We start from the raw sequence: 22,224 nt of genomic DNA on the forward strand, positions 1-22,224 counted from the left end.
TGATCCCCTGGGCGATGCCCGCGTGCGGCTAGAATTGCGCCTCCGCCATTGCCGCCAAGGAGGGCTGCCATGCGCTTGCTGGCCAGTCTGCTGTTCTGCCTGTTGTTGAGTGGTTGCAACGAGGATCAACTGATCCTGCGCTTCAATGTGTCTGTCGCTGGCGAGTCCGGCCCCGGCATCAATGCGACGCTGGAGCGCGCGCTGCGGGCGGCGCTGGTGAGCCAGCAGATCGACGCGCAGCGTATCGGCGTGCGCCGACTGGACGGCGACGGCCTTGCGGTTAGCTTCAGCGGGGCGCCGCTCAGCGCGGCCGAGCGCCAGCGCCTGCAGGACTATCTCGGCGCCATCCTGGCGGCCCGTGCTACCTGGAACGAGCGCGTGCGTCTGGAGCTGCAGATGGAGCGCCTGGACGCGGAGTACATGGCCCTGATGCCCCAGGGCGAGGTGCGCGAGAGGATGCTGGATCAGCTGGCACTGGTGCAGCCGAGCTATGACGTGGGTCTGACGTTCGACGGGCTGCCCGGTCTCGGCGATGAGGGGCGGCTTTGCCAGGTTGAGGCGGGGTTGGACGCTGCGCTGCCACGGCTGCGCTTTTTCTTCGAGAACAGTAGCTCCCCCAAGAAGCTGGAAGCCCTTGTGCAGCAGGCCCTCCCGACGCTGATCATTCGCGACACGCTGGTCGTTCCGCACGTCTGGCACTTCGCCGACCCGGACTTGCAGCGCCTGGTGACGAGCAAGCAGGTGCAGGTTCGCCTGCCTGAGCTGGGTGGTGACCGGCTCGGCTTTGCCATCCCCGCGCAGGAAACGGATGCGCTGGCCGGCTGTGCCGAGGCCGTGGCGGCACTCGGCAGGCCGTTCTCGCTGTTCTACGGCGCCGGCATGGATCGCCTGGTTGACGTCGAGTATCGCTGGCGCGACTAATCAGCCGCCGGCTCAGCTCTGCTGCAAGCCGTACTTCTTCACCTTGTCGAACAGCGTGGTCTTGGCCATGCCCAGGGCCTGGGCGGCCTGGCTGAGGTTGCCGGCGTGGCGCTCCAGGGCGGCGCCGATGAGGTTGCGCTCGAAGGCCTCGACCGCTTCGGCGAAGCTCGCGCCGCTGCCGTCCGGCGCCGCGCCGCTGTGCTTGAACACCGGCAGGCCGAGGGCGAAGCGCTCGGCCACGTTGCGCAGTTCGCGCACGTTGCCCGGCCAGTCGTGGGCCTGCAGCGCGCTGGCGGTGGCGCGGTCGAGCTCGGGCAGGGCGCGGTCGAAGCGCAGCGCCGACTGCTGCAGGAAGTGTTCGAACAGCAGCAGGATGTCCTCGCGGCGGTCGCGCAGCGGCGGCAGTTCCAGGCTGACCACGTTGAGCCGGTAGTACAGGTCGCTGCGGAACTCGCCGCGCTGGCCCAGCTCGGCCAGGTCGGCCTTGGTCGCGGCGATCACCCGGCAGTCCACGCTGATCGGCTGGTTCGAGCCGAGGCGTTCCAGGCTGTGCTCCTGCAGCACGCGCAGCAGCTTGATCTGCAGGGCCAGCGGCATGCTCTCGATCTCGTCGAGGAACAGCGAGCCGCCGTGGGCGTGCTCGATCTTGCCGATACGGCGCTTGCCGGCGCCGGTGAAGGCGTTGGCCTCGTGGCCGAAGATCTCGCTCTCGAACAGGCTTTCCGGCAGGCCGCCGCAGTTGAGGGCGACGAACTCCTTGCCCTGGCGCCGGCTGAAATCGTGCAGGCAGCGCGCCACCAGCTCCTTGCCGGTGCCGGTCTCGCCCTCGATCAGCACGTTGGCGCCGGTGTCGGCGACGTTGGCGATCAGCTCGCGCAGACGCTGCATGGCCGGCGAGCGACCGATGATGCGCTGCTCCAGGGCCTGGCGCCCGGCCAGCTGGCGGCGCAGGTCGCTGACCTCGCGGGCCAGGCCACGTTGTTCCAGAGCGCGGCGCACCACCTCGACCAGGCGCTCGGGGGAGAAGGGCTTTTCGATGAAGTCGTAGGCGCCGTCGCGCATGGCGCCCACCGCCATGCCGATGTCGCCGTGGCCGGTGATCAGCACCACCGGCAGGCGCGGGTCGCGGCGCTTGAGTTCGGCCAGCAGCTGCAGGCCGTCCATGCCCGGCAGGCGGATGTCGCTGACGACGATGCCGGCGAAGTCGGCCTCGACCCTGGCCAGCGCTTCCTCGGCGCTGCCGACGCCGACGCTGTCGATGTCCTCCAGGGCCAGCGCCTGCTGGCAGCCGAGCAGGACGTGGGGGTCGTCCTCGACGATCAGCACGGTCAGCGCGTCAGACATGGCGGGGCTCCTCCAGGGGCAGAGTGAGGACGAAGGCGGTGCCGCCTTCCTTCGGGTGGCGCACGGCCAGGCTGCCGGCGGCGGCCGCTGCGAGGCTGGCCGAGAGGGTCAGGCCGAGGCCGAGGCCCTTCTCGCCGGGCTTGGTGGTGAAGAAGGGCTCGAACAGGTGCGCGCGCAGGTCCGGCGGGATGCCGGCGCCGCTGTCGCGCACCTCCAGTACGTAGTCGGCGCCCTGCGCCGCGCCGCTCAGCCACAGCTCGCGGCGCGGCTGCTCGCGCAGGGCGTCGAGGGCGTTGCTCAGCAGGTTGACCAGGATCTGCTCCAGGCGGGTCTGGTCGATGGCCAGGCGCGCCTCGGCGAAGGCGCGGTGCAGGGTCGGGCGCTCCTGCTCGATGCGGCTGTGCAGGAGGAACAGCGCGGCGTCCACCGCCTGCTCCAGGCTGGCCTGGCCCTGGTCGCCGCCGCGTCGGGCGAAGGCGCGCAGGCTGGCGGTGATGCGGCCCATGCGGTCGACCAGTTCGCCGATCGCCTGCAGGTTGCTGCCGGCGGTGTCCAGCGCGCCGCGTTCGAGGAAGCGCGCGGCGTTCGCCGACAGGGTACGCAGCGCCGCCAGCGGCTGGTTCAGCTCGTGGGCGATGCTGGTCGACATCTGCCCGATCACCGCCAGCTTGCCGGCCTGCACCAGGCCGTCCTGGGCCTGACGCAGGGTGGCTTCGGTCTGCTGGCGCTCGCGCACTTCGTCCTGCAGCAGGCGGTTGCTGGCGGACAGGTCGAGGGTGCGCTCGGCGATCTTGCGTTCCAGGTCGGCGTTGGCCGCCTGCAGCGCTTCGCGCGCCGCCAGGCGGGTGGCGATCACCTTGCGCCGCTGGTTCAGCGCCAGGCCGCCGAAGATCAGCAGGGCGCAGGCCACGCCGGCCAGCAGGCCGTGGCTGACGGCGGCGCGGCGCTGCTCGGCCAGCGGCGTGAGCAGGGTCAGGTGCCAGGGCGTGTCGGCCAGGGCGCGGGTCTGTTGCAGGTAGTCCAGCGGCTGGCCGGCGGGGCCGCGCAGGCGCACTTCCTCGAGGCCGTCGCCCAGCGCGCGGCGCGCCAGCGGTTGCAGTTCTTCCAGCGCCGCCCAGTGGTATTGCAGGCTGCGCGCCAGGCGTTCGCGGGTGGCGTCGTCCAGCGGTCGCACGGCCTTGAGCCGGCGTTTCGGGTCGCTGGAGAGGATGATGATGCCGTTCTCGTCGCTGACGTAGGCTTCCACGCGGGCGTCGGCCCAGCGCTTCTCCAGGGCGTCGAGGCGCACCTTGACCACCGCCACGCCGATCACCCGGCCATTGCCGCGCAGGCCGTGGGCCAGGTAGTAGCCTGGCTCGCCGGTGGTGCTGCCGATGCCGTAGAAGCGCCCCGGTTCACCGCGCACGGCCTGCTTGTAGTAGTCGCGGAACGACAGGTCCTCGCCCAGGTAGCTGTCCGGCTGGCTCCAGTTGCTGGTGGCGACCACCCGGCCGTCGAGGTCGAGCACGTACACCGCCAGGCTGCCGGCACGGCGGTTGAGGCCTTCGAGATGATCGTTGAGGCGCTGCCGGCGGTAGCGACCGGGGGTCAGCAGCAGGCGGCTGACGCTGCTTTCCAGTTCCAGCAGGCTGGGCAGGTAGGTGTACTTGCCGATCTCGCTTTCCACCGCGCGGGCGTTGAGCTCCAGCTGGCGCTCGCCGCCCTCGGCCAGGTCACGGATGCCGGCCGCCTCGCTGAGGCGGTAGCCGGCGTAGCCGCAGCCGAGCACCAGGGCGATGCCCAGCAGGGTCAGCAGGATCTGGCGGAACAGGCGTGGCTTCACGGCAAGCACGGGCGGGACGCTGGGGGAGGGGCATTGCATCACAGTCGTCCGGGGCTGGGTAGGGAGAGGGGGAGGTGCCGATGAGTCCCTCACCCCTGGCCCCTCTCCCGAGGGGAGAGGGGGAATCGGATCTACTCGGCGGATGGCACGAGGCAAATGCTCCCTCTCCCGTTTACGGGAGAGGGTTGGGGAGAGGGCTACGGGGCCTTCCCTCTCCCCCAGCCCCTCTCCCACAAGTGGGAGAGGGGAGGTTTCGCTTAGTGCTGGAGGATCTTGTTGAGGAACTGCTGGGCCCGCTCCGAGCGCGCGTTGATGTCACCGAAGAACTCCTCCTTGGCGCAGTCTTCGACGATCTGCCCGCGGTCCATGAAGATCACCCGGTCGGCGACCTTGCGCGCGAAGCCCATCTCGTGGGTCACGCACATCATGGTCATGCCCTCGTTGGCCAGTTGCACCATCACGTCGAGCACCTCGTTGACCATCTCCGGGTCGAGGGCCGAGGTCGGTTCGTCGAACAGCATCACCACCGGGTCCATGGCCAGCGCGCGGGCGATGGCCACGCGCTGCTGCTGGCCGCCGGAGAGCTGCCCCGGATGCTTGTGCGCATGCGCCAGCAGGCCGACGCGGTCGAGCAGCTTGAGGCCCTTTTCGGTGGCCTCGGCCTTGCTGCGGCCGAGTACCTTGACCTGGGCGATGGTCAGGTTCTCGGTGATCGACAGGTGCGGGAACAGCTCGAAGTGCTGGAACACCATGCCGACCCGCGAGCGCAGCTGCGGCAGGTTGGTCTGCTTGGCGGCGATGGAGGTGCCGTCGACCACGATGTCGCCCTTCTGGAACGGCTCCAGGGCGTTGACGCACTTGATCAGGGTCGACTTGCCGGAGCCGGACGGCCCACAGACCACCACCACCTCACCTTTCTTCACCTCGGTGCTGCAGTCGGTCAGCACCTGGAAGTCCCCGTACCACTTGTTGACGTTCTGGATGGAAATCATACGGCTAACCTTTTCTGCAGGAGCTTGACCAGCTGCGAGGCGGCGAAGCTGATGGTGAAGTACATGAGGCCGGCGAAGATCAGGAACTCGTGCGGCTGGCCGAGGATGTCGCCGCGCGAGCGGGCGGCGTTGAGGAAGTCCATCAGGCCCACGGTGTAGACCAGCGAGGTGTCCTGGAACAGGATGATGCTCTGCTGCAGCAGCAGCGGTGTCATCTTGCGGAAGGCCTGCGGCAGGATGATCAGGCGCATGCTCTGCGCGTAGGTCATGCCCAGCGCGGAGGCGGCGCCCATTTGGCCCTTGGGGATGGCCTGGATGCCGGCGCGGACGATCTCGCAGAAGTAGGCCGCCTCGAACATCACGAAAGCCACCAGGCACGAGGTGAAGGCGCCCACCGGGGTGTCCTCGCCGGTGATCCAGCGCAGGATGAAGGGCACCGCGAAGTAGAACCAGGTGATCACCAGCAGCAGCGGGATGGAGCGGAAGTAGTTGACGTAGGTGGCGGCGGCATTGGCCAGCAGGCGGTTGTGCGACAGCCGTGCGATGGCCAGCAGGGTGCCCAGCACCACGCCGCCGAGCACGCCCAGCACCATCAGCTGCAGGGTCATCAGCATGCCGTTCCACAGGCCCGGCAGGGCCGGGACGATAGCGCTGAAATCCATCATTTGCCTCCCACGGCGATCAGGCCGGGCACCGCGACCTTCTTCTCGATCAGGCGCATCAGCAGCATCAGGCTCATGTTCAGGGTGAAGTAGATCAGCGTGGCCAGGGTGAAGGCCTCGAACAGGTTGGCGCTGAATTCGGCGGTCTGCTTGGTCTGCGCCAGCAGCTCCATGAGGCCGATCAGCGAGGCCACCGAGGAGTTCTTGAAGATGTTGAGGAACTCGCTGGTCAGCGGCGGAATGATGATGCGGAACGCCTGCGGCAGCAGGACGTTGGCGTAGATCTGCGGCAGGCGGAAGCCCAGCGCGTAGCCGGCGGCCAGCTGGCCCTTGGGTAGCGCCTGGATGCCGGTGCGCACCTGCTCGCAGACGCGCGCGGCGGTGAACAGGCCGAGGCACACGACCACGCTGATGAAGGCCGAGGTGGCCGGGTTGAGGTCCTGCTTGAACCACATTTCCAGCGGCTCGGGCAGCAGGTCCGGCACCAGGAAGTACCAGAGGAACAGCTGCACCAGCAGCGGTACGTTGCGGAACAGCTCCACGTAGCAGGTGGCGAAGCCGCTGATCCAGCGGTTCGGCACGGTGCGCATCACGCCGAGCAGCGAGCCCAGCAGCAGGGCGATCAGCCAGCCGGCCAGGGCGATGGCGATGGTCCAGCCCAGGCCGGTGACGAACCAGTCCAGGTAGATCTCGTTGCCGATGCCGGTGGACTTGAAGAACACGCCCCAGTCCCAGTTGTAATTCATCTTGGCTACCCACGATCAGGGCGGACAGGAGCCGGGGCCGACACGGTCCCCCACCGCGGTTGGCGGTGGTGCTCCTGTCCTGATACTGCGAATGAACGGAAGGCGAGCACCTTCCGGCTTCCCGTCACGCCGGCCCTCGTGAGGTCGCGCGCGGGTACCGACAGAGGCTGGCGCCGTCTCCTACCATCGGGCGCCAGCCGAGGTCGCCGTCAGAGTTGCTCGGCGGCCTTGTCGGTCGGGTTGGCGACCAGCTTCTTCAGCTCGTCGCTCATCGGGAAGTTCAGGTTGAGGCCCTTCGGCGGGACCGGGTTGAGGAACCACTTGTCGTAGATGGCGTTGACTTCGCCGGACTTGAAGGTGGCGATCAGCGCCTCGTCGACCACTGCCTTGAACGCCGGGTCACCCTTGCGCACCATGCAGCCGTAGATCTCGTAGGACTGCGGGGTGCCGACCACGTGCCAGTCGGCCGGCTTCTTGGCCTTGGCCATTTCGCCGGCGAGCAGGGCGTCGTCCATCATGAAGGCCACGGCGCGGCCGGATTCCAGCATCAGGAAGGACTCGCCATGGTCCTTGGCCGAGATGATGTTCATGCCCATCTGCTTCTCGGCGTTCATTGCCTTGAGCAGGCGCTCGGAGGTGGTGCCGGCGGTGGTCACCACGTTCTTGCCCTTGAGGTCGGGGAAGTCGGCGATGCCGGAAGTGGTCTTGGTCAGCAGGCGGGTGCCCACCTCGAAGATGCCGACGGAGAAGTCGACCTGCTGCTGGCGCTCGACGTTGTTGGTGGTGGAGCCGCACTCCAGGTCCACGGTGCCGTTCTGTACCAGCGGGATGCGGGTCTGCGACGTCACCAGGTTGTAGCGCACCTTGAGGTCGGGCATGCCCAGCTTCTGCTTGATCGCCTCGACCGCTTTCAGCTGCAGGTCATGCGAGTAGCCTTCCGGCCGCTGCGGGTCGCTGCCGAAGTAGGAGAAGGGGATGGAGGAGTCGCGATGGCCGAGGACGATGGTGCCGCTGTCCTTGATCTTCTTCAGGGTGCCGGTCAGTTCTTCGGCCAGGGCCGGGGCGCTGCACAGGCTGGCGGCCAGGGCGAAACCGATGGCGCGGGAGAGAGTGCTCTTGGTCATGCTGATTCTCGCTGTTGTTGTTGTCGTGGGGCGGATGGGTGCGGACCATCCCTGCGAGGACCTAGAGCAGGTACTGTGCCAGGCGCTGTATTCCTGTTTAAGTCATTGAAATTAAAGAATTAATTATTTGGCGGCGAGGGCTGCGCCAGCGCCGCGCGTTCGGTGGGGCGAACGGCGGCGCGGCGGGCGTTCGGAATTCCGAATGGAGATGCCCCGCCGATGGCGGGGCAGAGGGATCAGCGGTTGCGCAGGAAGGCGTTGATGAACTCGCCCTGGTTGGGCGCGTCCTGCTCGGTGCTGAAGACCAGCCTGCCATCCTTCTCGCGCAGCTTCATCGCCTTGTCGAAGCGGCATTCCACCCCCTTGAGGCTGGCAACCTGCGCCTTGAAGTCGGCATCGCTCTCACACAGGCTGGCCAGCTGGTTGACCACCTCGCCGCAATAGCCGGCGATGCTCAGCGCCTTCATCTTCTCGTCGTCGATGGCGTTCCACTCCACCCGCGTCTGCAGCGGTACGCCGCAGGCTTCGCTGGCTTCCTCATCGAGTTCCTTGAGCAGGCGTTTGTTGGTCTGCAGGTGCTTGCTGCGGTCGAAGCGGGCCAGCTTCTCCTGCAGGCCCTCGCTCTGCTGCTGTTCGTACAGGGCCAGCAGTTCGGCCGGCTTGGCCTTCTTGCTCAGCGTCTCGTCGAAGGTCAGCGGGAAGCCGGGGGTTTCCGGCAGGTACAGCTGGTAGCTCTCGCCGTCCCAGCCCTGGCGCTTGAGCAGCATGTTGTAGCGGCCACCGTCGAGGGTGGTGCTGTAGTCGCGCTCCTGGTTGCCGCGGTCGTCGACCTCGGTGAGGAACACCACCGAGTCCAGCGGGTGGTTGAGGCCCTTGACCTGCAACAGCGCCTGCTGGCCGTCGGCGCTGGGCGCGAGCGTCACCATCACGCCCGTGCCGGTATCGAACACCTGGGGGTACTTTGCCAGTTCGAGGGCCTGGGCCTGGGCGGCCAGCAGCAGGGAAGCGACAAAAAGGGAGGGCTTGTGCATGACAACATCCTTGTCTAATGAAAGAGCCGCCAGCATAGCCAATGCCCGCGGCCCGGTCTGTGCGCCGGCTAGAACTCCAGCACCATGCGCCCCTCGATGCGCCCGGCACGCAGGTCGCCGAAGATGGCGTTGATCTGCTCCAGGCGGCCGCGCTGGATGGTGGCCTGGACCTGGCCCTCGGCGGCGAAGTCCAGCGCCTCCTGCAGGTCGGCGCGGGTGCCGACGATGGAGCCGGTGATATGGATGGCCTTGAGCACCACGTCGAAGATCGGCGTCGGGAAATCGCCCGGCGGCAGCCCCACCAGCGCCACCGTGCCGCGCCGGCGCACCATGCCGATGGCCTGGCCGAAGGCGCGGGTGGACACGGCGGTAACCAGCACGCCGTGGGCGCCGCCGATTTCCTCCTGCAGCACCGCGGCAGGGTCCTGGTCGCGCGCGTTCACCGTCAGGCTGGCGCCCAGGCGCCGCGCCAGGCGCAGCTTGGCATCGTCCACGTCGACCGCCGCCACATGCAGGCCCATGGCGCGCGCATACTGGATCGCCACATGACCCAGCCCGCCGATGCCGGAGATGGCCACCCACTGCCCCGGGCGGGCGCGGGTTTCCTTGAGGCCCTTGTACACCGTGACGCCGGCGCAGAGGATCGGCGCGATCTCGGCGAAGCCGACGCTCGGCGGCAGGATGCCGACATAGTTGGGGTCGGCCAGCACGTATTCGGCGTAGCCGCCGTTGATCGAATAGCCGGTGTTCTGCTGCTGCTCGCAGAGGGTTTCCCAGCCGGTCAGGCAGTGCTCGCAGCAGCCGCAGGCGCTGTACAGCCAGGGCACGCCGACCCGGTCGCCTTCCTTGACCCGTGTCACCCCGGCGCCGACCGCCGCCACGTGGCCGACGCCCTCATGTCCGGGGATGAACGGCAGCGTCGGTTTCACCGGCCAGTCGCCGTCCGCCGCATGCAGGTCGGTGTGGCAGACGCCGCTGGCGGCGATCTTCACCAGTATCTGCCCGGGGCCGGGCAGCGGTACGCGCACTTCCTCCAGGCGCAGCGGTTCGCCGAAGGCATGTACCACGGCGGCTTTCATCGTTCTGTCCATGACGGGTTCCTCTGCGCGACGGGCCTTCAGTCTCGCTCCGTTGTGCCGGGGCGCATTGAGCTGGGACAAGAAAAGCGCTGACGGGCGTTCGGGAGAATTCCCGAGCCTTCGGTCAATCGCCCATTGGTGGGCGCTGCGGCCTGGCCTAGAGTGAATCCATCGTCCGCCGTCGTCGTGCGAGGCTCGCCATGCCGGTCAGAGCGCTGTTGCTGCCCTTGCTGTTGCTGCTGGCGGGAGCCGTCCGCGGCGAGCCGTTCATGGTCTATGCCACCCACGACGGTTTCCCCAAGTACTACGAGCAGGACGGCGAGGCCAAGGGCATAGTGGTGGACATCACCCGTCTGTGCCTGGACGAGATGCAGCTGCCCTATCAGTTCAAGATGCTGCCCTGGGCGCGCGCCTACAGCATGGCGGAGCGCGGCGGTGGCGGGGTCATCGGCCTGTCGCTGAGCGCCGAGCGGCAGGCGCTGTTCGACTTCTCCGAGCCGATCTTCACCGAGCGCATCGTGCTGCTGGTCAAACGTGGCCGGGAATTCCCCTACCAGGGCATCGCCGACCTGAAAGACAAGCTGCTCGGCGTGACCATCGGCACCAGCTACGGCACCGCCTTCGACGAGGCCGTGGCCAGTGGCGCCATGACCATAGTCGGCTTCAACGACACCCGCAGCGGCCTGGCCATGCTGCTGCGCGAGCGCATCGACGCCATCCTGGTCGGCTCCAGCGTGGATATCGACAGGCTGGCGGCCGGCCACCTCGATCTGCCGCCCGGTACCTTCGTCGCCCTGCCGGTGCCGTTCAAGACCGACAGCAAGCACATGGGCATCGCCAAGTCGCTGAAAATGGGCTGGTTCCTCGAGCGCTTCAACCAGTGCCTGCGCCGTGGCCAGGCGGACGGCAGCCTCGACGCCATCGTCTACCGCTACACCAACTGAGGTACGGGGCGTTATTCGCCGAAGTGCGCGGCGCTGACCAGCGGGCAGACGATCAGCTGGTAGCAGAACTCGCTGCCCGCCCGGGCCTCGATGCGTTCGTCGTGTACGGAGAGCGGTGATTGGCGGTGATCGTTGCTGGTGCAGCCGCCGAGGGTGGCGAGGAGGCAGGCGAAGGCGAGGGCGCGGCGCATCTTGAAATCCTTTTCAATCTGGCGGGGTGGCAAAGCCCAGGATTCTAACCCGGCGAGCGCCATCCGGCTGTGTGCCAGCCGGCAGTTCAGGGTGGCGTGGTACCGCTGACGGGCGCGGGCGGCGGAGCGGCGTCGCCCGGCGCCTCGTCCGGCTTCGGGGTGGCGAGGCTCTGCGAGGTGTTCTTCTGCGGGCGCTGCTCGGTCTTGAACAGCGATGCGGAGATCTCGCGGATCTTGCCCACCACATGGTGCCAGCTGTAGCCCGAGACGAAGCCTACGGCGGCGAAGCCGAATTCGGCCGTCTTCGGCGCCTGCTCACCGGACATGGCCCCGGAAAACACCAGCAGCCCGCTCTGGAACAGGGCGAACACCAGGATGCCGATGATGGTCGACAGCACCGGCGACAGGAGAAAGCCCCAGATGTGGTCCACGTCGTACTGCTTCACGATGGCCACGTACTTGTGGAACGACACCAGGTCCAGGGTGCCGCAGCCCAGTATCGCGCCCACCGTGGAGAACAGGCACAGCTTCAGCAGCGGCTCCAGCGTCGTCCCCGGCGCCAGGTGCCACAGGCCGTGCAGGGAGGCAAAGCCATTGATCCAGCCATCGAACAGCAGCCAGATGCCGTACAGGCTGTAGCTCAAGATGAAGACGAAGACGAAGGGCATGCTCGGGTGAAAATTGGCTTTGCCCGTGGGAGTGCCGTTGACCTCTTGCATCGCCCGCTCCTAGCTCGCATGAGCCCGGCGGCGACCCGCCGAGGGGCGGGGTCGGATGAAAGCGCCTGGTCTGTTTGTATCGAGGGGCGGCAAGCCGGTGTTGCCGCGGCAAACGAATGCGCCACGCATCGGCTAGTAAAGACCATCCTGGGGGGCGGCACAGGATTCGTCTGTCCCGCTCGAGCGAGGCAATCTGTGAGTGTGGTCATCTTGTCGCCAATTGCCGGGGCTGGCCTTAGCGCTTTCGCTTAAGCTGCGCGGCCCGCACTGCTTCAAGGATGATCCTCATGCGCTTGCCCGCCATGCTTCTGCTGAGCCTCGGCCTGTTGCTCGGTGGCTGCGACAAAGACTCGCTGACCCTGCGTTTCAGCGGCAACGTCACCGACGCCTCCGGATCCGAGCTCGACCCGGCCTATGCCCAGGCTGTTCTCGATATCCTGCAGCGCGAGCGCTTCGACCTTGCGACTATCAATCTGGCGCTCGAAGGCAATAGCGGCATCGATGTCGGCTTTGGTGAAAAACCACTGAGCACGCAGCAACGCCAGCGCCTGCAGGCCATCTTCGGCGAAGTGCTGGAGGCCCGCGGCGCCTGGTCGAACCAGCTGCAGCTGGATATCCAGGAGGACAAGCTCGACGGTTCGGCGATCAATGCCCTTGGCGGTCTGATGACCGAGCCCATGCGCGAGCATTGGCGCAAGCAGCTGGAGCAGCTGCCGCGCCACTACCCCAGCCAGCTCGGCCTGGGCACGCCGATTAGCCTGGAGTTCAGCAATTGGCAGGGCATTCCCGATTTTGGCTGGGTGGAGGTCGATGCGGACTGCAAGGTGCTGGCCACTCTGTCGGAGCCACTGCCCAACCTGACTTACCAGCTGATCTCCGATGGGGCGCCAGAGTCGATGACCATGGGCATGCTCTCGGGGATGACGCAGAGCGTCCCATCGCAGCTGAGCTTCGCCGACCCTGCTCTGCAGAAGCTGATTGACGACTTGCAACCCACCTACCGCCTGCAGCGCTCGAAATACATGGACAGTACCGTGGAGGGCTACGACGAGATCCTGTTCGACTTTGGCTCGCAGGGCAAAGTGGAGCTTCTCGACAGGCAGCCGCTGAAGCCGGTAGACGGGCTCAAGGCAGCCTGTGAGCGCAGCGTAATGGCAGCCGGGCGGCCGTTTGCCTTCTTCTATGGCGCCAGCATCGATCGTCTGGAGTCGGTCGAATACAGTTTCAGCGAGCCGTAACATCCTGCGGCTACAGCATGGCTGCCTGTCCGGGGCAGCCATGGAGTGACTGTTTGCTGACAAACGGTCACGCCCTAGGCGCGACTCCCGTGGCTTTCCGGTATACTGCCCCGCCTCCAGGCCCCCCGCGGTCTGGCCCGCACATAACAAGCCACGCCGAATGCGTGGCTTGTTGGTTTTTGTCGCGCCGCAAGGCGCCCGAGCTAGAGGCAAAACGATGAGCGCACTGGTTGGCGTGATCATGGGCTCCAAGTCCGATTGGAGCACCCTCAGTCACACCGCAGAGATGCTGGAAAAGCTGGGCATTCCCTACGAAGTGCAGGTGGTGTCCGCCCACCGCACCCCGGACCTGCTGTTCCAGTATGCGGAAGCAGCCGAGGGCCGTGGCATCCAGGTGATCATCGCCGGTGCCGGTGGCGCCGCCCACCTGCCGGGCATGTGTGCCGCCAAGACCCACCTGCCGGTGCTCGGTGTGCCGGTGCAGTCGGCCGTGCTCTCCGGCGTCGACTCGCTGCTCTCTATCGTGCAGATGCCGGCCGGTATTCCGGTCGCCACCCTGGCTATCGGCAAAGCCGGTGCGATCAATGCCGCCCTGCTGGCCGCCAGCATCCTTGGCCACCAGCACCCGCAGTTCCACGAGCGTCTGAAGCAGTTCCGCGACGAGCAGACCCAGACCGTGCTGGACAACCCGGACCCGCGTTCCTGATCGAGGCCCTATAGATGAAGATCGGCGTAATCGGTGGCGGCCAGCTGGGCCGCATGATGGCCCTGGCGGGCACTCCGCTGGGCATGCAGTTCGCGTTTCTCGACCCGGCGCCGGATGCCTGCGCCCAGGCGCTCGGCGAGCATATCCGCGCCGACTACGGCGACCAGGAGCACCTGCGTCAGCTGGCCGACGAAGTCGATCTGGTGACCTTCGAGTTCGAGAGCGTGCCGGCCGAGACCGTGGCGTTCCTCTCGCAGTTCGTGCCGGTGTACCCGAGCGCCGAGGCGCTGCGCATCGCCCGTGATCGCTGGTTCGAGAAGTCGATGTTCAAGGACCTCGGTATCCCGACTCCCGATTTCGCCGACATCCAGTCGCAGGCCGATCTCGATGCCGCCGTGGCCGCCATCGGCCTGCCGGCCGTGCTGAAGACCCGCACCCTGGGTTACGACGGCAAGGGCCAGAAGGTGCTGCGCCAGGCGCAGGACGTGGTCGGTGCGTTCGCCGAACTGGGCAGCGTGCCGTGCATCCTCGAAGGCTTCGTGCCGTTCACCGGCGAAGTGTCGCTGGTGGCCGTGCGTGCCCGCGACGGCGAGACGCGCTTCTACCCGCTGGTGCACAACCGCCACGACAGCGGCGTGCTGGCCCTGTCCATCGCCAGTACCGAGCACCCGCTGCAGGCGCTGGCCGAGGACTATGTCGGCCGCGTGCTGACCAAACTGGACTACGTCGGCGTGCTGGCCTTCGAGTTCTTCGAGGTCGACGGCGGCCTCAAGGCCAACGAGATCGCCCCGCGCGTGCACAACTCCGGGCACTGGACCATCGAAGGCGCCGAGTGCAGCCAGTTCGAGAACCACCTGCGTGCCGTCGCCGGCCTGCCGCTGGGCTCGACCGCCAAGGTGGGCGAGAGCGCCATGCTCAACTTCCTCGGCAGCGTGCCGGACGTGGCCAAGGTAACGGCCATTGCCGACTGCCACCTGCACCACTACGGCAAGGCCTTCAAGGCCGGGCGCAAGGTCGGCCACGCCACCCTGCGCTGCGCCGACATGGCGACCCTGAAGGCGCGTATCGCCGAGGTCGAGGCGCTGATCCAGGGTTGAACCCCGCTGCCGTGCTTCGGTCACAACAAGGCGCGCCCCCGGGTGCGCCTTGTTCGTTTCCGCCCTCGCAAAAGGAGCATGGCATGAGCATCATCGGCACTCTCTTCATCGGTCTGATCGTCGGCCTGGTCGCGCGCTTCATCAAACCGGGTAATGACGGCATGGGCTGGATCATGACCATCGTGCTCGGCATCTGCGGTTCGATCGCCGCCACCTACGGCGGCCAGGCTCTGGGTATCTACCAGGCCGGGCAGGCGGCCGGCTTCATCGGCGCGGTGGTCGGCGCAGTGGTACTGTTGCTGCTGTACGGTGCCCTGAAGAAGGGCTGAAACCCACGGCGGCGCCTCCCGCGCCGCCCTGCAATGGAGTCATCATGCGTCGTCTGTCCCTCTTCGCCCTGCTGCTGTGCAGCACGCTGGTTCACGCCGAACCCACCGAGCTGGACTGGCTGGAGTTGATGCCGAAGGAGGACCAGCTGGCCCTGGAGGCGATGCCGGAGATCAGCCATGACAGCCCGGAGGCGGCCGGCTCGTTCGGCCAGCAGGGTGGGCTCAAGCAGGAGCTGGGGTTGCCGGCGGTGATGTACTCGACGAAGACGGTGGCGCGCCTGGATGGCAAGCGCATACTTCTCGGCGGCTACCCGGTGCCGCTGGAAAGTAACGCCGAGGGCCGCACCACGCTGCTGTTCCTGGTGCCTTACCCGGGCGCCTGCATCCACGTGCCGCCGCCCCCGCCGAACCAGATCGTGCTGGTGCGCTACCCCAAGGGCATTGCCCTGAACGATATCTACGAGCCGCTGTGGGTCGACGGCACGCTGCACATCGAGACGGTCAACAACGACCTCGCCGATGCTGCCTATGCCCTGGATGCCCGTTCGGTGCGGCTGGTGGAGGAGGGCGACCTCTGATCCCTTTTTGCCCTAGAAGCAGGGCGGGTGAGGGCGCTCAGGCGTATTGCGCAGTAGGGCGGGTGTAACCCGCGGCAGACAACGCGGGTCTCACTCGCCCTGTTCGCTCCACAGGCTCAGGCCCAGGCGGTGGTGTTCGCCGGGCGCCAGCTCCACGCAGTCGTCCCAGACATTCGCCGTCTCGATGCACAGCATGCGCTGCCAGGCGTCGGCGGCGAAGGCGGAGAGGCGCTGGGCCTTGTCGATCCAGGGGTTCCACAGGATGGCCGAGCGCGAGCCGCGGGTTTCCAGGAGCAGCTCGCGGCGCCAGCCAGCGTCGTGCAGGTGCAGGCGCGACGGCACGTCCAGGTAGATACGGTCGGTCTCGCCGGCGAAGCTCAGTTCGCCCTGTTGGCGTTTTTCCTGCCAGTCCTCCAGCGTTTCGATGTAGCGGCAGCCGTCCAGACCGCGCACGGCCACCTGGCGGATATCGCTGACGGCGAAGTAGCTGTGCAATGCCTGGCTCAGGGCCAGCGGCGCCGGGCCGAGGTTGTGGCTGCTCAGGTCGAGGTGCAGGCGTTCGTCCAGGCGGATGTCCAGCTCGACGCGGGCCGCGTGCGGCCAGTCGGCCAGCGGCTGCTGGCGGCTGTCGAAGGCGAAGCGCAGGTGCACGGCCTCGCCTTCGCTGTCGATGCCCTGCAGCTGCCAGTCCAGCGCGCGCACTCCGCCGTGGAAGGGCGCGGCGCCCAGGTTGTCATGCTGCGCCTGCAGCGCCAGCGGGTTGCGGCCGAGGTCGCCGAACCAGGGCCAGCACACCGGTACCCCGCCGCGCACCGACTGCTGGCGCTGGTAGGCCGCCTGTTCGCTGAGCCAGATCAGCGGCGGCTGCTCGCCGCGCTGGTAACTCAGCAGCTGGGCGCCCTGTTGCGCCACCAGCAGCTCGGCATCGCCCAGGCGCACGCGCCAGCAAGTCAGCTCGCCCAGTTCGATGCGTTCAATCTGTGCCTGGCTCATGCCTTGTCTCCCGAAAGTCCCGGTGTATTTGATGCCAGTTGGCGGGAAAGGCCAAGGGTTGAGCGTTCGCCTTGCGGGAGGGTGTTGCCTGCCTGGCCCTCACCCCCGGCCCCTCTCCCGGGGGAGAGGGGAGGCCAGCGCATGGCTGGCGGAATGTTCGCGGAGTGCTCCCCTCCCTCCGGGAGAGGGCTGGGGTGAGGGAAAGCGGGCGCCAGCTCAGCCGCGGCGTGGCGGGACCGGGCGGGTGCGGCCGCTGCCGTCGATGGCGACGAACACGAACACCGCCTCGGTGACCTTGCGCCATTCGCTGGACAGCGGGTCGTCGCTCCATACCTCGACCAGCATCTGGATCGAGCTGCGGCCGATCTCCAGCGCCTGAGTATAGAAGGACAGCTGCGCGCCCACGGCTACCGGCACCAGGAAGGCCATGCGGTCGATGGCCACGGTGGCGACACGGCCGCCGGCCACCTTGCTGGCCATGGCGGTGCCGGCCAGGTCCATCTGCGAGACCAGCCAGCCGCCGTAGATGTCGCCGAAACCGTTGGTTTCACGCGGCAATGCGGTGATCTGCAAGGCGAGGTCGCCCTGGGGAATGGGGTCTTCCTGTTCGAGTTCGATCATGCTGCTGGGGCCCGAAGTGGGTTCTTGTCGTTGGCTGGCCGCGGCCCGTCATGCGCGGGCCGTGCGCAGTATATAGAGCCGAGCGTCAAAGAACGACCGCAGGGTTCCGCTTTCCGCCAGAAAGCTGCGGCGCAGAGGCTGTTTTGCTATGGTGCGGCGCAGCCTTGCCATTCCAATAATGAAGCCTTCCTATGTCCGCCGAGCATGCCCCCACTGCGCCCGTGGCGCGTCCGCTGAACCGCAGCGACTACAAGACCCTCTCGCTCTCCGCCCTGGGCGGTGCGCTGGAGTTCTACGACTTCATCATCTTCGTGTTCTTCACCGCCGTGCTGAGCAAGCTGTTCTTCCCGGCTGACATGCCGGAATGGCTGCGCCAGCTGCAGACCTTCGGCATCTTCGCCGCCGGCTACCTAGCGCGGCCGCTGGGCGGCATCGTCCTGGCGCACTTCGGCGACCTGCTCGGGCGCAAGCGCATGTTCACCCTGAGCATCTTCCTGATGGCGGTGCCGACCCTGCTCATGGGCCTGCTGCCGACCTATGCGCAGATCGGCATCTGGGCGCCGCTGGCGCTGCTGGCCCTGCGCGTGATGCAGGGCGCGGCCATTGGCGGCGAAGTGCCGGGCGCCTGGGTGTTCGTCGCCGAACACGTGCCGGCGCGGCGCATTGGCCTGGCCTGCAGCACCCTGACCGCCGGCCTGACCGCCGGCATCCTGCTCGGCTCGCTGGCCGCTAGTGCGATCAACCGCCTGTTCACCCCGGAAGAGATCGCCGCCTACGCCTGGCGGATTCCCTTCCTGGTCGGCGGCGTCTTCGGCCTGATCGCCATGTACCTGCGCCGCTGGCTGCACGAAACGCCGGTGTTCGCCGAGCTGCAGCAGCGCCAGTCGCTGGCCGCCGAGCTGCCGCTCAAGGCGGTGGTGCGCGAGCATCGTCCGGCCATCCTGCTGTCCATGCTGCTGACCTGGGTGCTGTCGGCCGGCATCGTCGTGGTGATCCTGATGACCCCGACCCTGCTGCAGAGCCAGCATGGCTTCAGCCCGGCCGACACCCTGGCGGCCAACGGCGTGGCCATCGTCTGCCTCAGCGTCGGCTGCGTGCTGGCCGGTCTGGCCGCCGACCGCTTCGGCCCGGGGCCGACCTTCCTGGTTGGCGGCCTGCTGCTGCTCGGCAGTTCCTCGCTGTTCTATTCGCAGATCAAGGCCAGCCCCGAGCTGCTGATGCCGCTCTACGCCCTGGCCGGCCTGTGCGTGGGCATGATCGGCGCCATCCCGATGGTGATGGTCAAGGCCTTCCCGGCGGTGGTGCGTTTCTCCGGCCTGTCGTTCTCCTACAACCTGGCCTATGCGGTGTTCGGTGGCCTGACGCCGATCCTGGTCAGCCTGCTGCTGAAGTGGAACCCGCTGGGCCCGGCCTATTACGTCGGCGCGCTGTGCCTGCTGTTCATGCTGATCGGCGCGCTTTTGTGGCGCCGCGAAGAGCGTCAGGCGGCGCTGGCCTGATCCCGGCAGCGTTTCAAGAGAAGGCCCGTTCGCGGGCCTTCATCTTTTTCGTGCGCTTTAATCTGATTGTCACAATCCAGTCATAGAGTCTTCATGCGGCCTGCAGATACTTGGGCCCGTTCCATCACAACCCCTTCCTGCTAGGAGCAAGGCATGAAACTCAAGCGTTTGATGGCGGCCCTGACCTTCGCCGCTGCTGGCGTAGGCGCTGCATCCGCGTTCGCCGCCGTCGACCCGGCCATCCCCGGCTATGAAAAGACTTCCGGTGTCTCGGGCAACCTGTCCAGTGTCGGTTCCGACTCCCTGGCCAACCTGATGACCCTGTGGGCCGAGGAATACAAGAAGGCCTACCCGAACGTGAACATCCAGATTCAGGCCGCCGGCTCCTCCACTGCGCCGCCCGCCCTGACCGAAGGCACTGCCAACCTCGGCCCGATGTCCCGTGCCATGAAGGACAACGAGCTGCAGGCCTTCGAAGAGAAGTTCGGCTACAAGCCGACCGCCGTGCCGGTCGCCATCGACGCCCTGGCCGTGTTCGTGCACAAGGACAACCCGATCAAGCAGCTGACCATGCAGCAGGTTGACGGCATCTTCTCCGCCACCAAGCTGTGCGGCGGCAGCGACATCAGCAAGTGGGGCGACCTGGGCCTGACCGGCGAGTGGGCCGACAAGCCGATTCAGCTGTTCGGTCGTAACTCGGTATCCGGCACCTACGGCTACTTCAAGGAAGAAGGCCTGTGCAAAGGCGACTTCAAGGCCAACGTCAACGAGCAGCCGGGTTCGGCCTCGGTGGTGCAGTCGATCTCCAGCACCATCAACGCCATCGGTTACTCCGGCATCGGCTACCGCACCGCCAGCGTCCGCGCCGTTCCCCTGGTGAACAAGAAGGGTGAAGTCGAGGAAGCCAACGAGACCAACGCCCTGTCCGGCAAATACCCGCTGGCCCGCTTCTTCTACGTCTACGTGAACAAGGCGCCGAACAAGCCGCTGAGCCCGCTGGAAGCTGAGTTCGTCAAGCTGGTGCTGTCCCAGCAGGGTCAGCAGGTGGTAGTGAAGGATGGTTACATCCCGCTGCCGGCCAAAGTGGTCGAGAAAACCAAGAAGGAACTGGGCCTGTAATCAGTCCCGGAGACGCGCCGGGCCCCATCCCCGGCGCGTCCATGGCACGCCCGCTACTCTTCTGGAGTCGCGGGCGTTGTCGCGTCACCGCTCTGTAATCTTTCTGTCACACAAGGCGGATAGATTGACGTACCTCACATTGAGCGGGCTGTGTCCGCCGCGCCCGAGAACTCCTCATGAATGACCTGGCCAATAACCGCATGAGTGCTTCCAACAGCCACCGGATCGATTTCGATACTCCCGTCCTGCAACGCAAGCGGCGCATCCGCGCCCTCAAGGACCGCATGGCGCGCTGGTACGTGTCCATTGGCGGCCTGGCCGTGCTGGGCTGTATCACCCTGATTTTCTTCTACCTCGCCTACGTGGTCGCACCGATGTTCGGTGGCGCCGACCTGGAGGCCCGCGAGCCGCAACAGCCGGCCTGGCTGGCCGAGCAGGGCGAGGCTCTGCTGCTCTCCGTGGAAGAGCAGAACAAGGTCGCCATGCGCCTGTCGCGTAGCGGCCAGGTGCAGTTCTTCGGCCTCAAGGACGGCGTGGCGATGAACGCCTACCAGCTGGCCCTGCCGGCCGGTGCCAGCATCGTCTCGGTGGTGGAGGACCAGCCTGGCAGCCACCGTATAGCGCTGGGCCTGTCCAACGGCCAGGTGCTGGTGTTCAAGCACGTCTACAAGGTCACCTACCCGAACAACGTCAAGACCATTACGCCGCAGCTGGAATACCCCTTCGGCGAGGCGCCGATCACCCTCGACCCGCAGGGCCGTCCGCTGGAACATGTCGCTATCAGCGAGAACGGCGACAGCCTGATGCTCAGTGGCTCGGTCGGTGCCGAGCTGCAACTGCTGAACATCAGCCGTGAAGAGAACATGATGACCGGCGAGGTCATCCTCGACGAGACCCGCATCGACCTGCCGCAGATCGCCGAGCCGATCAAGGCGATGATCATCGATCCGCGCCAGCAGTGGCTGTTCGTGATCAATGGCAAGGCCACCGCCGATGTCTTCGACCTGCGCAGCAAGAGCCTGAATGGCCGCTACACCCTGCTCCAGGGCGATGCCGAGGTCAGCGCGGTCAACCCGCTGCTGGCGGGGATCTCGCTGATGATCGGTGACAGCCAGGGTGGTATCGGCCAGTGGTTCATGGTCCGTGATGCCGATGGCAAGTCTGCGTTGACGCATATCCGCAGCTTCCAGCTGGGCGATGCACCGATCACCCAGATCATTCCCGAAGAGCGGCGCAAGGGCTTCGTGGCTCTCGACAGCGAAGGGCGCCTGGGCCTCTTCCACAGCACCGCGCACCGCACCCTGCTGACCGAGCAGGTCGTCGAAGGGGCTGCGATCGGTGCCCTGTCGCCACGCGCCAACCGCCTGCTGCTGGAGTCCAAGGCCGGCCTGCAGCGTTTCTACATCGACAACCCGCATCCGGAAATTTCCTGGAGCGCGCTGTGGGGCAAGGTCTGGTACGAGAGCTATGACGAGCCCAAGCACGTCTGGCAGTCGACCTCGGCCAACAGCGACTTCGAGCCCAAGATGAGCCTGGCGCCGCTGACCTTCGGCACCCTCAAGGCGGCGTTCTACGCCATGCTGCTGGCCGCCCCGCTGGCCATCTGCGCGGCGATCTACACCGCCTACTTCATGGCCCCGGCCATGCGCCGCAAGGTCAAGCCGGTGATCGAGCTGATGGAAGCGCTGCCGACGGTGATCCTCGGCTTCTTCGCCGGTCTGTTCCTGGCACCCTATGTCGAGGGCCACCTGCCGGGCATCTTCAGCCTGCTGCTGCTCACGCCGGTCGGCGTGCTGCTCGCCGCCTATGCCTGGAGCCGCCTGCCGGAGCGCATTCGCCTGGTGGTGCCGGACGGTTGGGAAGCGGCCCTGCTGATCCCGGTGATCCTGCTGGTCGGCGCCGGTTCGCTGGGTATGAGCGGGCACCTGGAGAACTGGTTCTTCGGTGGCGACATGCGCCTGTGGATCAGCAATGACCTGGGCATCACCTTCGACCAGCGCAACGCCCTGGTGGTCGGCCTGGCCATGGGCTTTGCGGTGATCCCGAACATCTACTCGATCGCCGAGGACGCCGTGTTCAGCGTGCCCAAGAGCCTGACCTTCGGCTCCCTGGCCCTCGGTGCCACGCCCTGGCAGACCCTGACCCGCGTGGTGATCCTCACCGCCAGCCCGGGCATCTTCTCGGCGCTGATGATCGGCCTCGGCCGTGCCGTCGGCGAAACCATGATCGTGCTGATGGCCACCGGCAACACGCCGATCATGGACATGAACATCTTCCAGGGTCTGCGCACGCTGGCCGCCAACGTGGCGGTGGAGATGCCGGAATCCGAGGTGGGCAGCACCCACTACCGCGTGCTGTTCCTCTCCGCGCTGGTGCTGCTGAGCTTCACCTTCGTGATGAATACCCTGGCGGAGCTGATCCGTACCCGCCTGCGCAAGAAATACGCGTCGCTCTGAGAACTGGGAGTAG

The 22,224-nt window shown here is 66.8% G+C and carries 22 protein-coding genes; 10 read left to right on the forward strand and 12 right to left on the reverse strand.

Going from position 1 to position 22,224, the window contains the following annotated elements; translation table 11 throughout:
* Positions 1-69 precede the first annotated feature (69 nt).
* A complete protein-coding gene (locus tag PA6_RS16645; RefSeq protein WP_021702117.1) occupies positions 70-921 on the forward strand; it encodes a hypothetical protein in 852 nt (283 codons plus the stop codon).
* A 12-nt stretch (positions 922-933) separates the two neighbouring features.
* Here the strand turns inward: PA6_RS16645 and aauR are convergent, their stop codons facing one another.
* From aauR to adhP, 8 genes are all read right to left on the reverse strand, one after another.
* Positions 934-2,265 carry a two-component response regulator AauR gene (gene aauR, locus PA6_RS16650; RefSeq protein ID WP_021702118.1) on the reverse strand — a complete coding sequence of 444 codons (1,332 nt, stop codon included), beginning with the start codon at positions 2,263-2,265 and terminating at the stop codon, positions 934-936.
* Entirely contained in the window at positions 2,258-4,126 is a 1,869-nt protein-coding gene (locus PA6_RS16655; RefSeq protein WP_021702119.1) for a sensor histidine kinase, read from the reverse strand. The genes aauR and PA6_RS16655 overlap by 8 nt, the downstream gene beginning before the upstream one ends.
* A 218-nt stretch (positions 4,127-4,344) precedes the next feature.
* Entirely contained in the window at positions 4,345-5,079 is a 735-nt protein-coding gene (locus tag PA6_RS16660; protein ID WP_021702120.1) for an amino acid ABC transporter ATP-binding protein, read from the reverse strand.
* Entirely contained in the window at positions 5,076-5,744 is a 669-nt protein-coding gene (locus tag PA6_RS16665; protein ID WP_169920881.1) for an amino acid ABC transporter permease, read from the reverse strand. Before PA6_RS16665 ends, PA6_RS16660 begins: the two co-directional genes overlap by 4 nt.
* Positions 5,741-6,487: an amino acid ABC transporter permease gene (locus tag PA6_RS16670; protein WP_021702122.1), complete on the reverse strand. Its 747-nt coding sequence runs from the start codon at positions 6,485-6,487 to the stop codon at positions 5,741-5,743. Before PA6_RS16670 ends, PA6_RS16665 begins: the two co-directional genes overlap by 4 nt.
* Before the next feature lie 209 nt (positions 6,488-6,696).
* On the reverse strand, positions 6,697-7,611 hold the full coding sequence (locus PA6_RS16675; protein WP_021702123.1) for a glutamate/aspartate ABC transporter substrate-binding protein: 915 nt from the start codon (positions 7,609-7,611) through the stop codon (positions 6,697-6,699).
* A gap of 236 nt (positions 7,612-7,847) precedes the next feature.
* Entirely contained in the window at positions 7,848-8,642 is a 795-nt protein-coding gene (locus PA6_RS16680; protein ID WP_021702124.1) for a hypothetical protein, read from the reverse strand.
* A gap of 68 nt (positions 8,643-8,710) precedes the next feature.
* On the reverse strand, positions 8,711-9,733 hold the full coding sequence (gene adhP / locus PA6_RS16685; RefSeq protein ID WP_043216839.1) for an alcohol dehydrogenase AdhP: 1,023 nt from the start codon (positions 9,731-9,733) through the stop codon (positions 8,711-8,713).
* A gap of 188 nt (positions 9,734-9,921) precedes the next feature.
* Between adhP and PA6_RS16690 the strand changes: the two genes are divergently transcribed.
* Positions 9,922-10,665: a substrate-binding periplasmic protein gene (locus PA6_RS16690; RefSeq protein WP_021702126.1), complete on the forward strand. Its 744-nt coding sequence runs from the start codon at positions 9,922-9,924 to the stop codon at positions 10,663-10,665.
* 11 nt (positions 10,666-10,676) lie between these two features.
* Here PA6_RS16690 and PA6_RS16695 read toward each other — a convergent pair whose 3' ends face one another.
* Both PA6_RS16695 and PA6_RS16700 read right to left on the reverse strand, forming a co-directional pair.
* The gene (locus PA6_RS16695; protein ID WP_021702127.1) at positions 10,677-10,856 is read right to left on the reverse strand and encodes a hypothetical protein; all 180 of its coding nucleotides are present in this window, start codon (positions 10,854-10,856) and stop codon (positions 10,677-10,679) included.
* 86 nt (positions 10,857-10,942) lie between these two features.
* Positions 10,943-11,575 carry a hypothetical protein gene (locus tag PA6_RS16700; protein ID WP_021702128.1) on the reverse strand — a complete coding sequence of 211 codons (633 nt, stop codon included), beginning with the start codon at positions 11,573-11,575 and terminating at the stop codon, positions 10,943-10,945.
* A 287-nt stretch (positions 11,576-11,862) separates the two neighbouring features.
* On the opposite strand from PA6_RS16700, the gene PA6_RS16705 reads away from it, so the two are divergent.
* The 5 genes from PA6_RS16705 to PA6_RS16725 all read left to right on the forward strand — a co-directional run bounded on the left by PA6_RS16705 (position 11,863) and on the right by PA6_RS16725 (position 15,523).
* Positions 11,863-12,813, forward strand: a complete 951-nt coding sequence (locus tag PA6_RS16705; RefSeq protein WP_021702129.1) for a hypothetical protein — start codon at positions 11,863-11,865, stop codon at positions 12,811-12,813.
* A 217-nt stretch (positions 12,814-13,030) separates the two neighbouring features.
* The gene (purE, locus tag PA6_RS16710) at positions 13,031-13,519 is read left to right on the forward strand and encodes a 5-(carboxyamino)imidazole ribonucleotide mutase (protein ID WP_021702130.1); all 489 of its coding nucleotides are present in this window, start codon (positions 13,031-13,033) and stop codon (positions 13,517-13,519) included.
* A gap of 14 nt (positions 13,520-13,533) precedes the next feature.
* Positions 13,534-14,616, forward strand: a complete 1,083-nt coding sequence (locus PA6_RS16715) for a 5-(carboxyamino)imidazole ribonucleotide synthase (protein ID WP_021702131.1) — start codon at positions 13,534-13,536, stop codon at positions 14,614-14,616.
* 83 nt (positions 14,617-14,699) lie between these two features.
* Positions 14,700-14,945 carry a GlsB/YeaQ/YmgE family stress response membrane protein gene (locus PA6_RS16720; protein ID WP_021702132.1) on the forward strand — a complete coding sequence of 82 codons (246 nt, stop codon included), beginning with the start codon at positions 14,700-14,702 and terminating at the stop codon, positions 14,943-14,945.
* 44 nt (positions 14,946-14,989) lie between these two features.
* Positions 14,990-15,523, forward strand: a complete 534-nt coding sequence (locus tag PA6_RS16725) for a DUF3299 domain-containing protein (protein ID WP_021702133.1) — start codon at positions 14,990-14,992, stop codon at positions 15,521-15,523.
* Between the two features lie 90 nt (positions 15,524-15,613).
* Here PA6_RS16725 and PA6_RS16730 read toward each other — a convergent pair whose 3' ends face one another.
* Both PA6_RS16730 and PA6_RS16735 read right to left on the reverse strand, forming a co-directional pair.
* On the reverse strand, positions 15,614-16,516 hold the full coding sequence (locus PA6_RS16730) for a D-hexose-6-phosphate mutarotase (protein ID WP_021702134.1): 903 nt from the start codon (positions 16,514-16,516) through the stop codon (positions 15,614-15,616).
* 216 nt (positions 16,517-16,732) lie between these two features.
* A complete protein-coding gene (locus PA6_RS16735; protein WP_021702135.1) occupies positions 16,733-17,137 on the reverse strand; it encodes an acyl-CoA thioesterase in 405 nt (134 codons plus the stop codon).
* Between the two features lie 191 nt (positions 17,138-17,328).
* On the opposite strand from PA6_RS16735, the gene PA6_RS16740 reads away from it, so the two are divergent.
* The 3 genes from PA6_RS16740 to PA6_RS16750 all read left to right on the forward strand — a co-directional run bounded on the left by PA6_RS16740 (position 17,329) and on the right by PA6_RS16750 (position 22,211).
* Positions 17,329-18,636, forward strand: coding sequence for an MFS transporter (locus PA6_RS16740; RefSeq protein ID WP_021702136.1), 1,308 nt, complete (start codon positions 17,329-17,331; stop codon positions 18,634-18,636).
* Between the two features lie 153 nt (positions 18,637-18,789).
* On the forward strand, positions 18,790-19,755 hold the full coding sequence (locus PA6_RS16745; RefSeq protein WP_021702137.1) for a PstS family phosphate ABC transporter substrate-binding protein: 966 nt from the start codon (positions 18,790-18,792) through the stop codon (positions 19,753-19,755).
* Between the two features lie 176 nt (positions 19,756-19,931).
* Positions 19,932-22,211 (forward strand): ABC transporter permease subunit, encoded by a 2,280-nt coding sequence (locus PA6_RS16750; RefSeq protein WP_021702138.1) that lies wholly within the window; start codon positions 19,932-19,934, stop codon positions 22,209-22,211.
* Positions 22,212-22,224 lie beyond the last annotated feature (13 nt).

The sequence above is a fragment of the Aquipseudomonas alcaligenes NBRC 14159 genome (genome assembly GCF_000467105.1).
GTDB lineage: Bacteria > Pseudomonadota > Gammaproteobacteria > Pseudomonadales > Pseudomonadaceae > Aquipseudomonas > Aquipseudomonas alcaligenes.

Coding starts and splice junctions, on each gene's coding strand:
- PA6_RS16750 (WP_021702138.1), top strand. CDS start 19,932: ATGAATGACCTGGCCAATAACCGCATGAGTGCTTCCAACAGCCACCGG.
- PA6_RS16700 (WP_021702128.1), bottom strand. CDS start 11,575: ATGCAAGAGGTCAACGGCACTCCCACGGGCAAAGCCAATTTTCACCCG.
- PA6_RS16660 (WP_021702120.1), bottom strand. CDS start 5,079: ATGATTTCCATCCAGAACGTCAACAAGTGGTACGGGGACTTCCAGGTG.
- PA6_RS16730 (WP_021702134.1), bottom strand. CDS start 16,516: ATGAGCCAGGCACAGATTGAACGCATCGAACTGGGCGAGCTGACTTGC.
- PA6_RS16665 (WP_169920881.1), bottom strand. CDS start 5,744: ATGATGGATTTCAGCGCTATCGTCCCGGCCCTGCCGGGCCTGTGGAAC.
- PA6_RS16655 (WP_021702119.1), bottom strand. CDS start 4,126: ATGCAATGCCCCTCCCCCAGCGTCCCGCCCGTGCTTGCCGTGAAGCCA.
- PA6_RS16740 (WP_021702136.1), top strand. CDS start 17,329: ATGTCCGCCGAGCATGCCCCCACTGCGCCCGTGGCGCGTCCGCTGAAC.
- PA6_RS16720 (WP_021702132.1), top strand. CDS start 14,700: ATGAGCATCATCGGCACTCTCTTCATCGGTCTGATCGTCGGCCTGGTC.
- PA6_RS16645 (WP_021702117.1), top strand. CDS start 70: ATGCGCTTGCTGGCCAGTCTGCTGTTCTGCCTGTTGTTGAGTGGTTGC.
- PA6_RS16680 (WP_021702124.1), bottom strand. CDS start 8,642: ATGCACAAGCCCTCCCTTTTTGTCGCTTCCCTGCTGCTGGCCGCCCAG.
- PA6_RS16675 (WP_021702123.1), bottom strand. CDS start 7,611: ATGACCAAGAGCACTCTCTCCCGCGCCATCGGTTTCGCCCTGGCCGCC.
- PA6_RS16705 (WP_021702129.1), top strand. CDS start 11,863: ATGCGCTTGCCCGCCATGCTTCTGCTGAGCCTCGGCCTGTTGCTCGGT.
- PA6_RS16670 (WP_021702122.1), bottom strand. CDS start 6,487: ATGAATTACAACTGGGACTGGGGCGTGTTCTTCAAGTCCACCGGCATC.
- PA6_RS16735 (WP_021702135.1), bottom strand. CDS start 17,137: ATGATCGAACTCGAACAGGAAGACCCCATTCCCCAGGGCGACCTCGCC.
- PA6_RS16725 (WP_021702133.1), top strand. CDS start 14,990: ATGCGTCGTCTGTCCCTCTTCGCCCTGCTGCTGTGCAGCACGCTGGTT.
- PA6_RS16715 (WP_021702131.1), top strand. CDS start 13,534: ATGAAGATCGGCGTAATCGGTGGCGGCCAGCTGGGCCGCATGATGGCC.
- PA6_RS16690 (WP_021702126.1), top strand. CDS start 9,922: ATGCCGGTCAGAGCGCTGTTGCTGCCCTTGCTGTTGCTGCTGGCGGGA.
- purE (WP_021702130.1), top strand. CDS start 13,031: ATGAGCGCACTGGTTGGCGTGATCATGGGCTCCAAGTCCGATTGGAGC.
- adhP (WP_043216839.1), bottom strand. CDS start 9,733: ATGGACAGAACGATGAAAGCCGCCGTGGTACATGCCTTCGGCGAACCG.
- PA6_RS16695 (WP_021702127.1), bottom strand. CDS start 10,856: ATGCGCCGCGCCCTCGCCTTCGCCTGCCTCCTCGCCACCCTCGGCGGC.
- PA6_RS16745 (WP_021702137.1), top strand. CDS start 18,790: ATGAAACTCAAGCGTTTGATGGCGGCCCTGACCTTCGCCGCTGCTGGC.
- aauR (WP_021702118.1), bottom strand. CDS start 2,265: ATGTCTGACGCGCTGACCGTGCTGATCGTCGAGGACGACCCCCACGTC.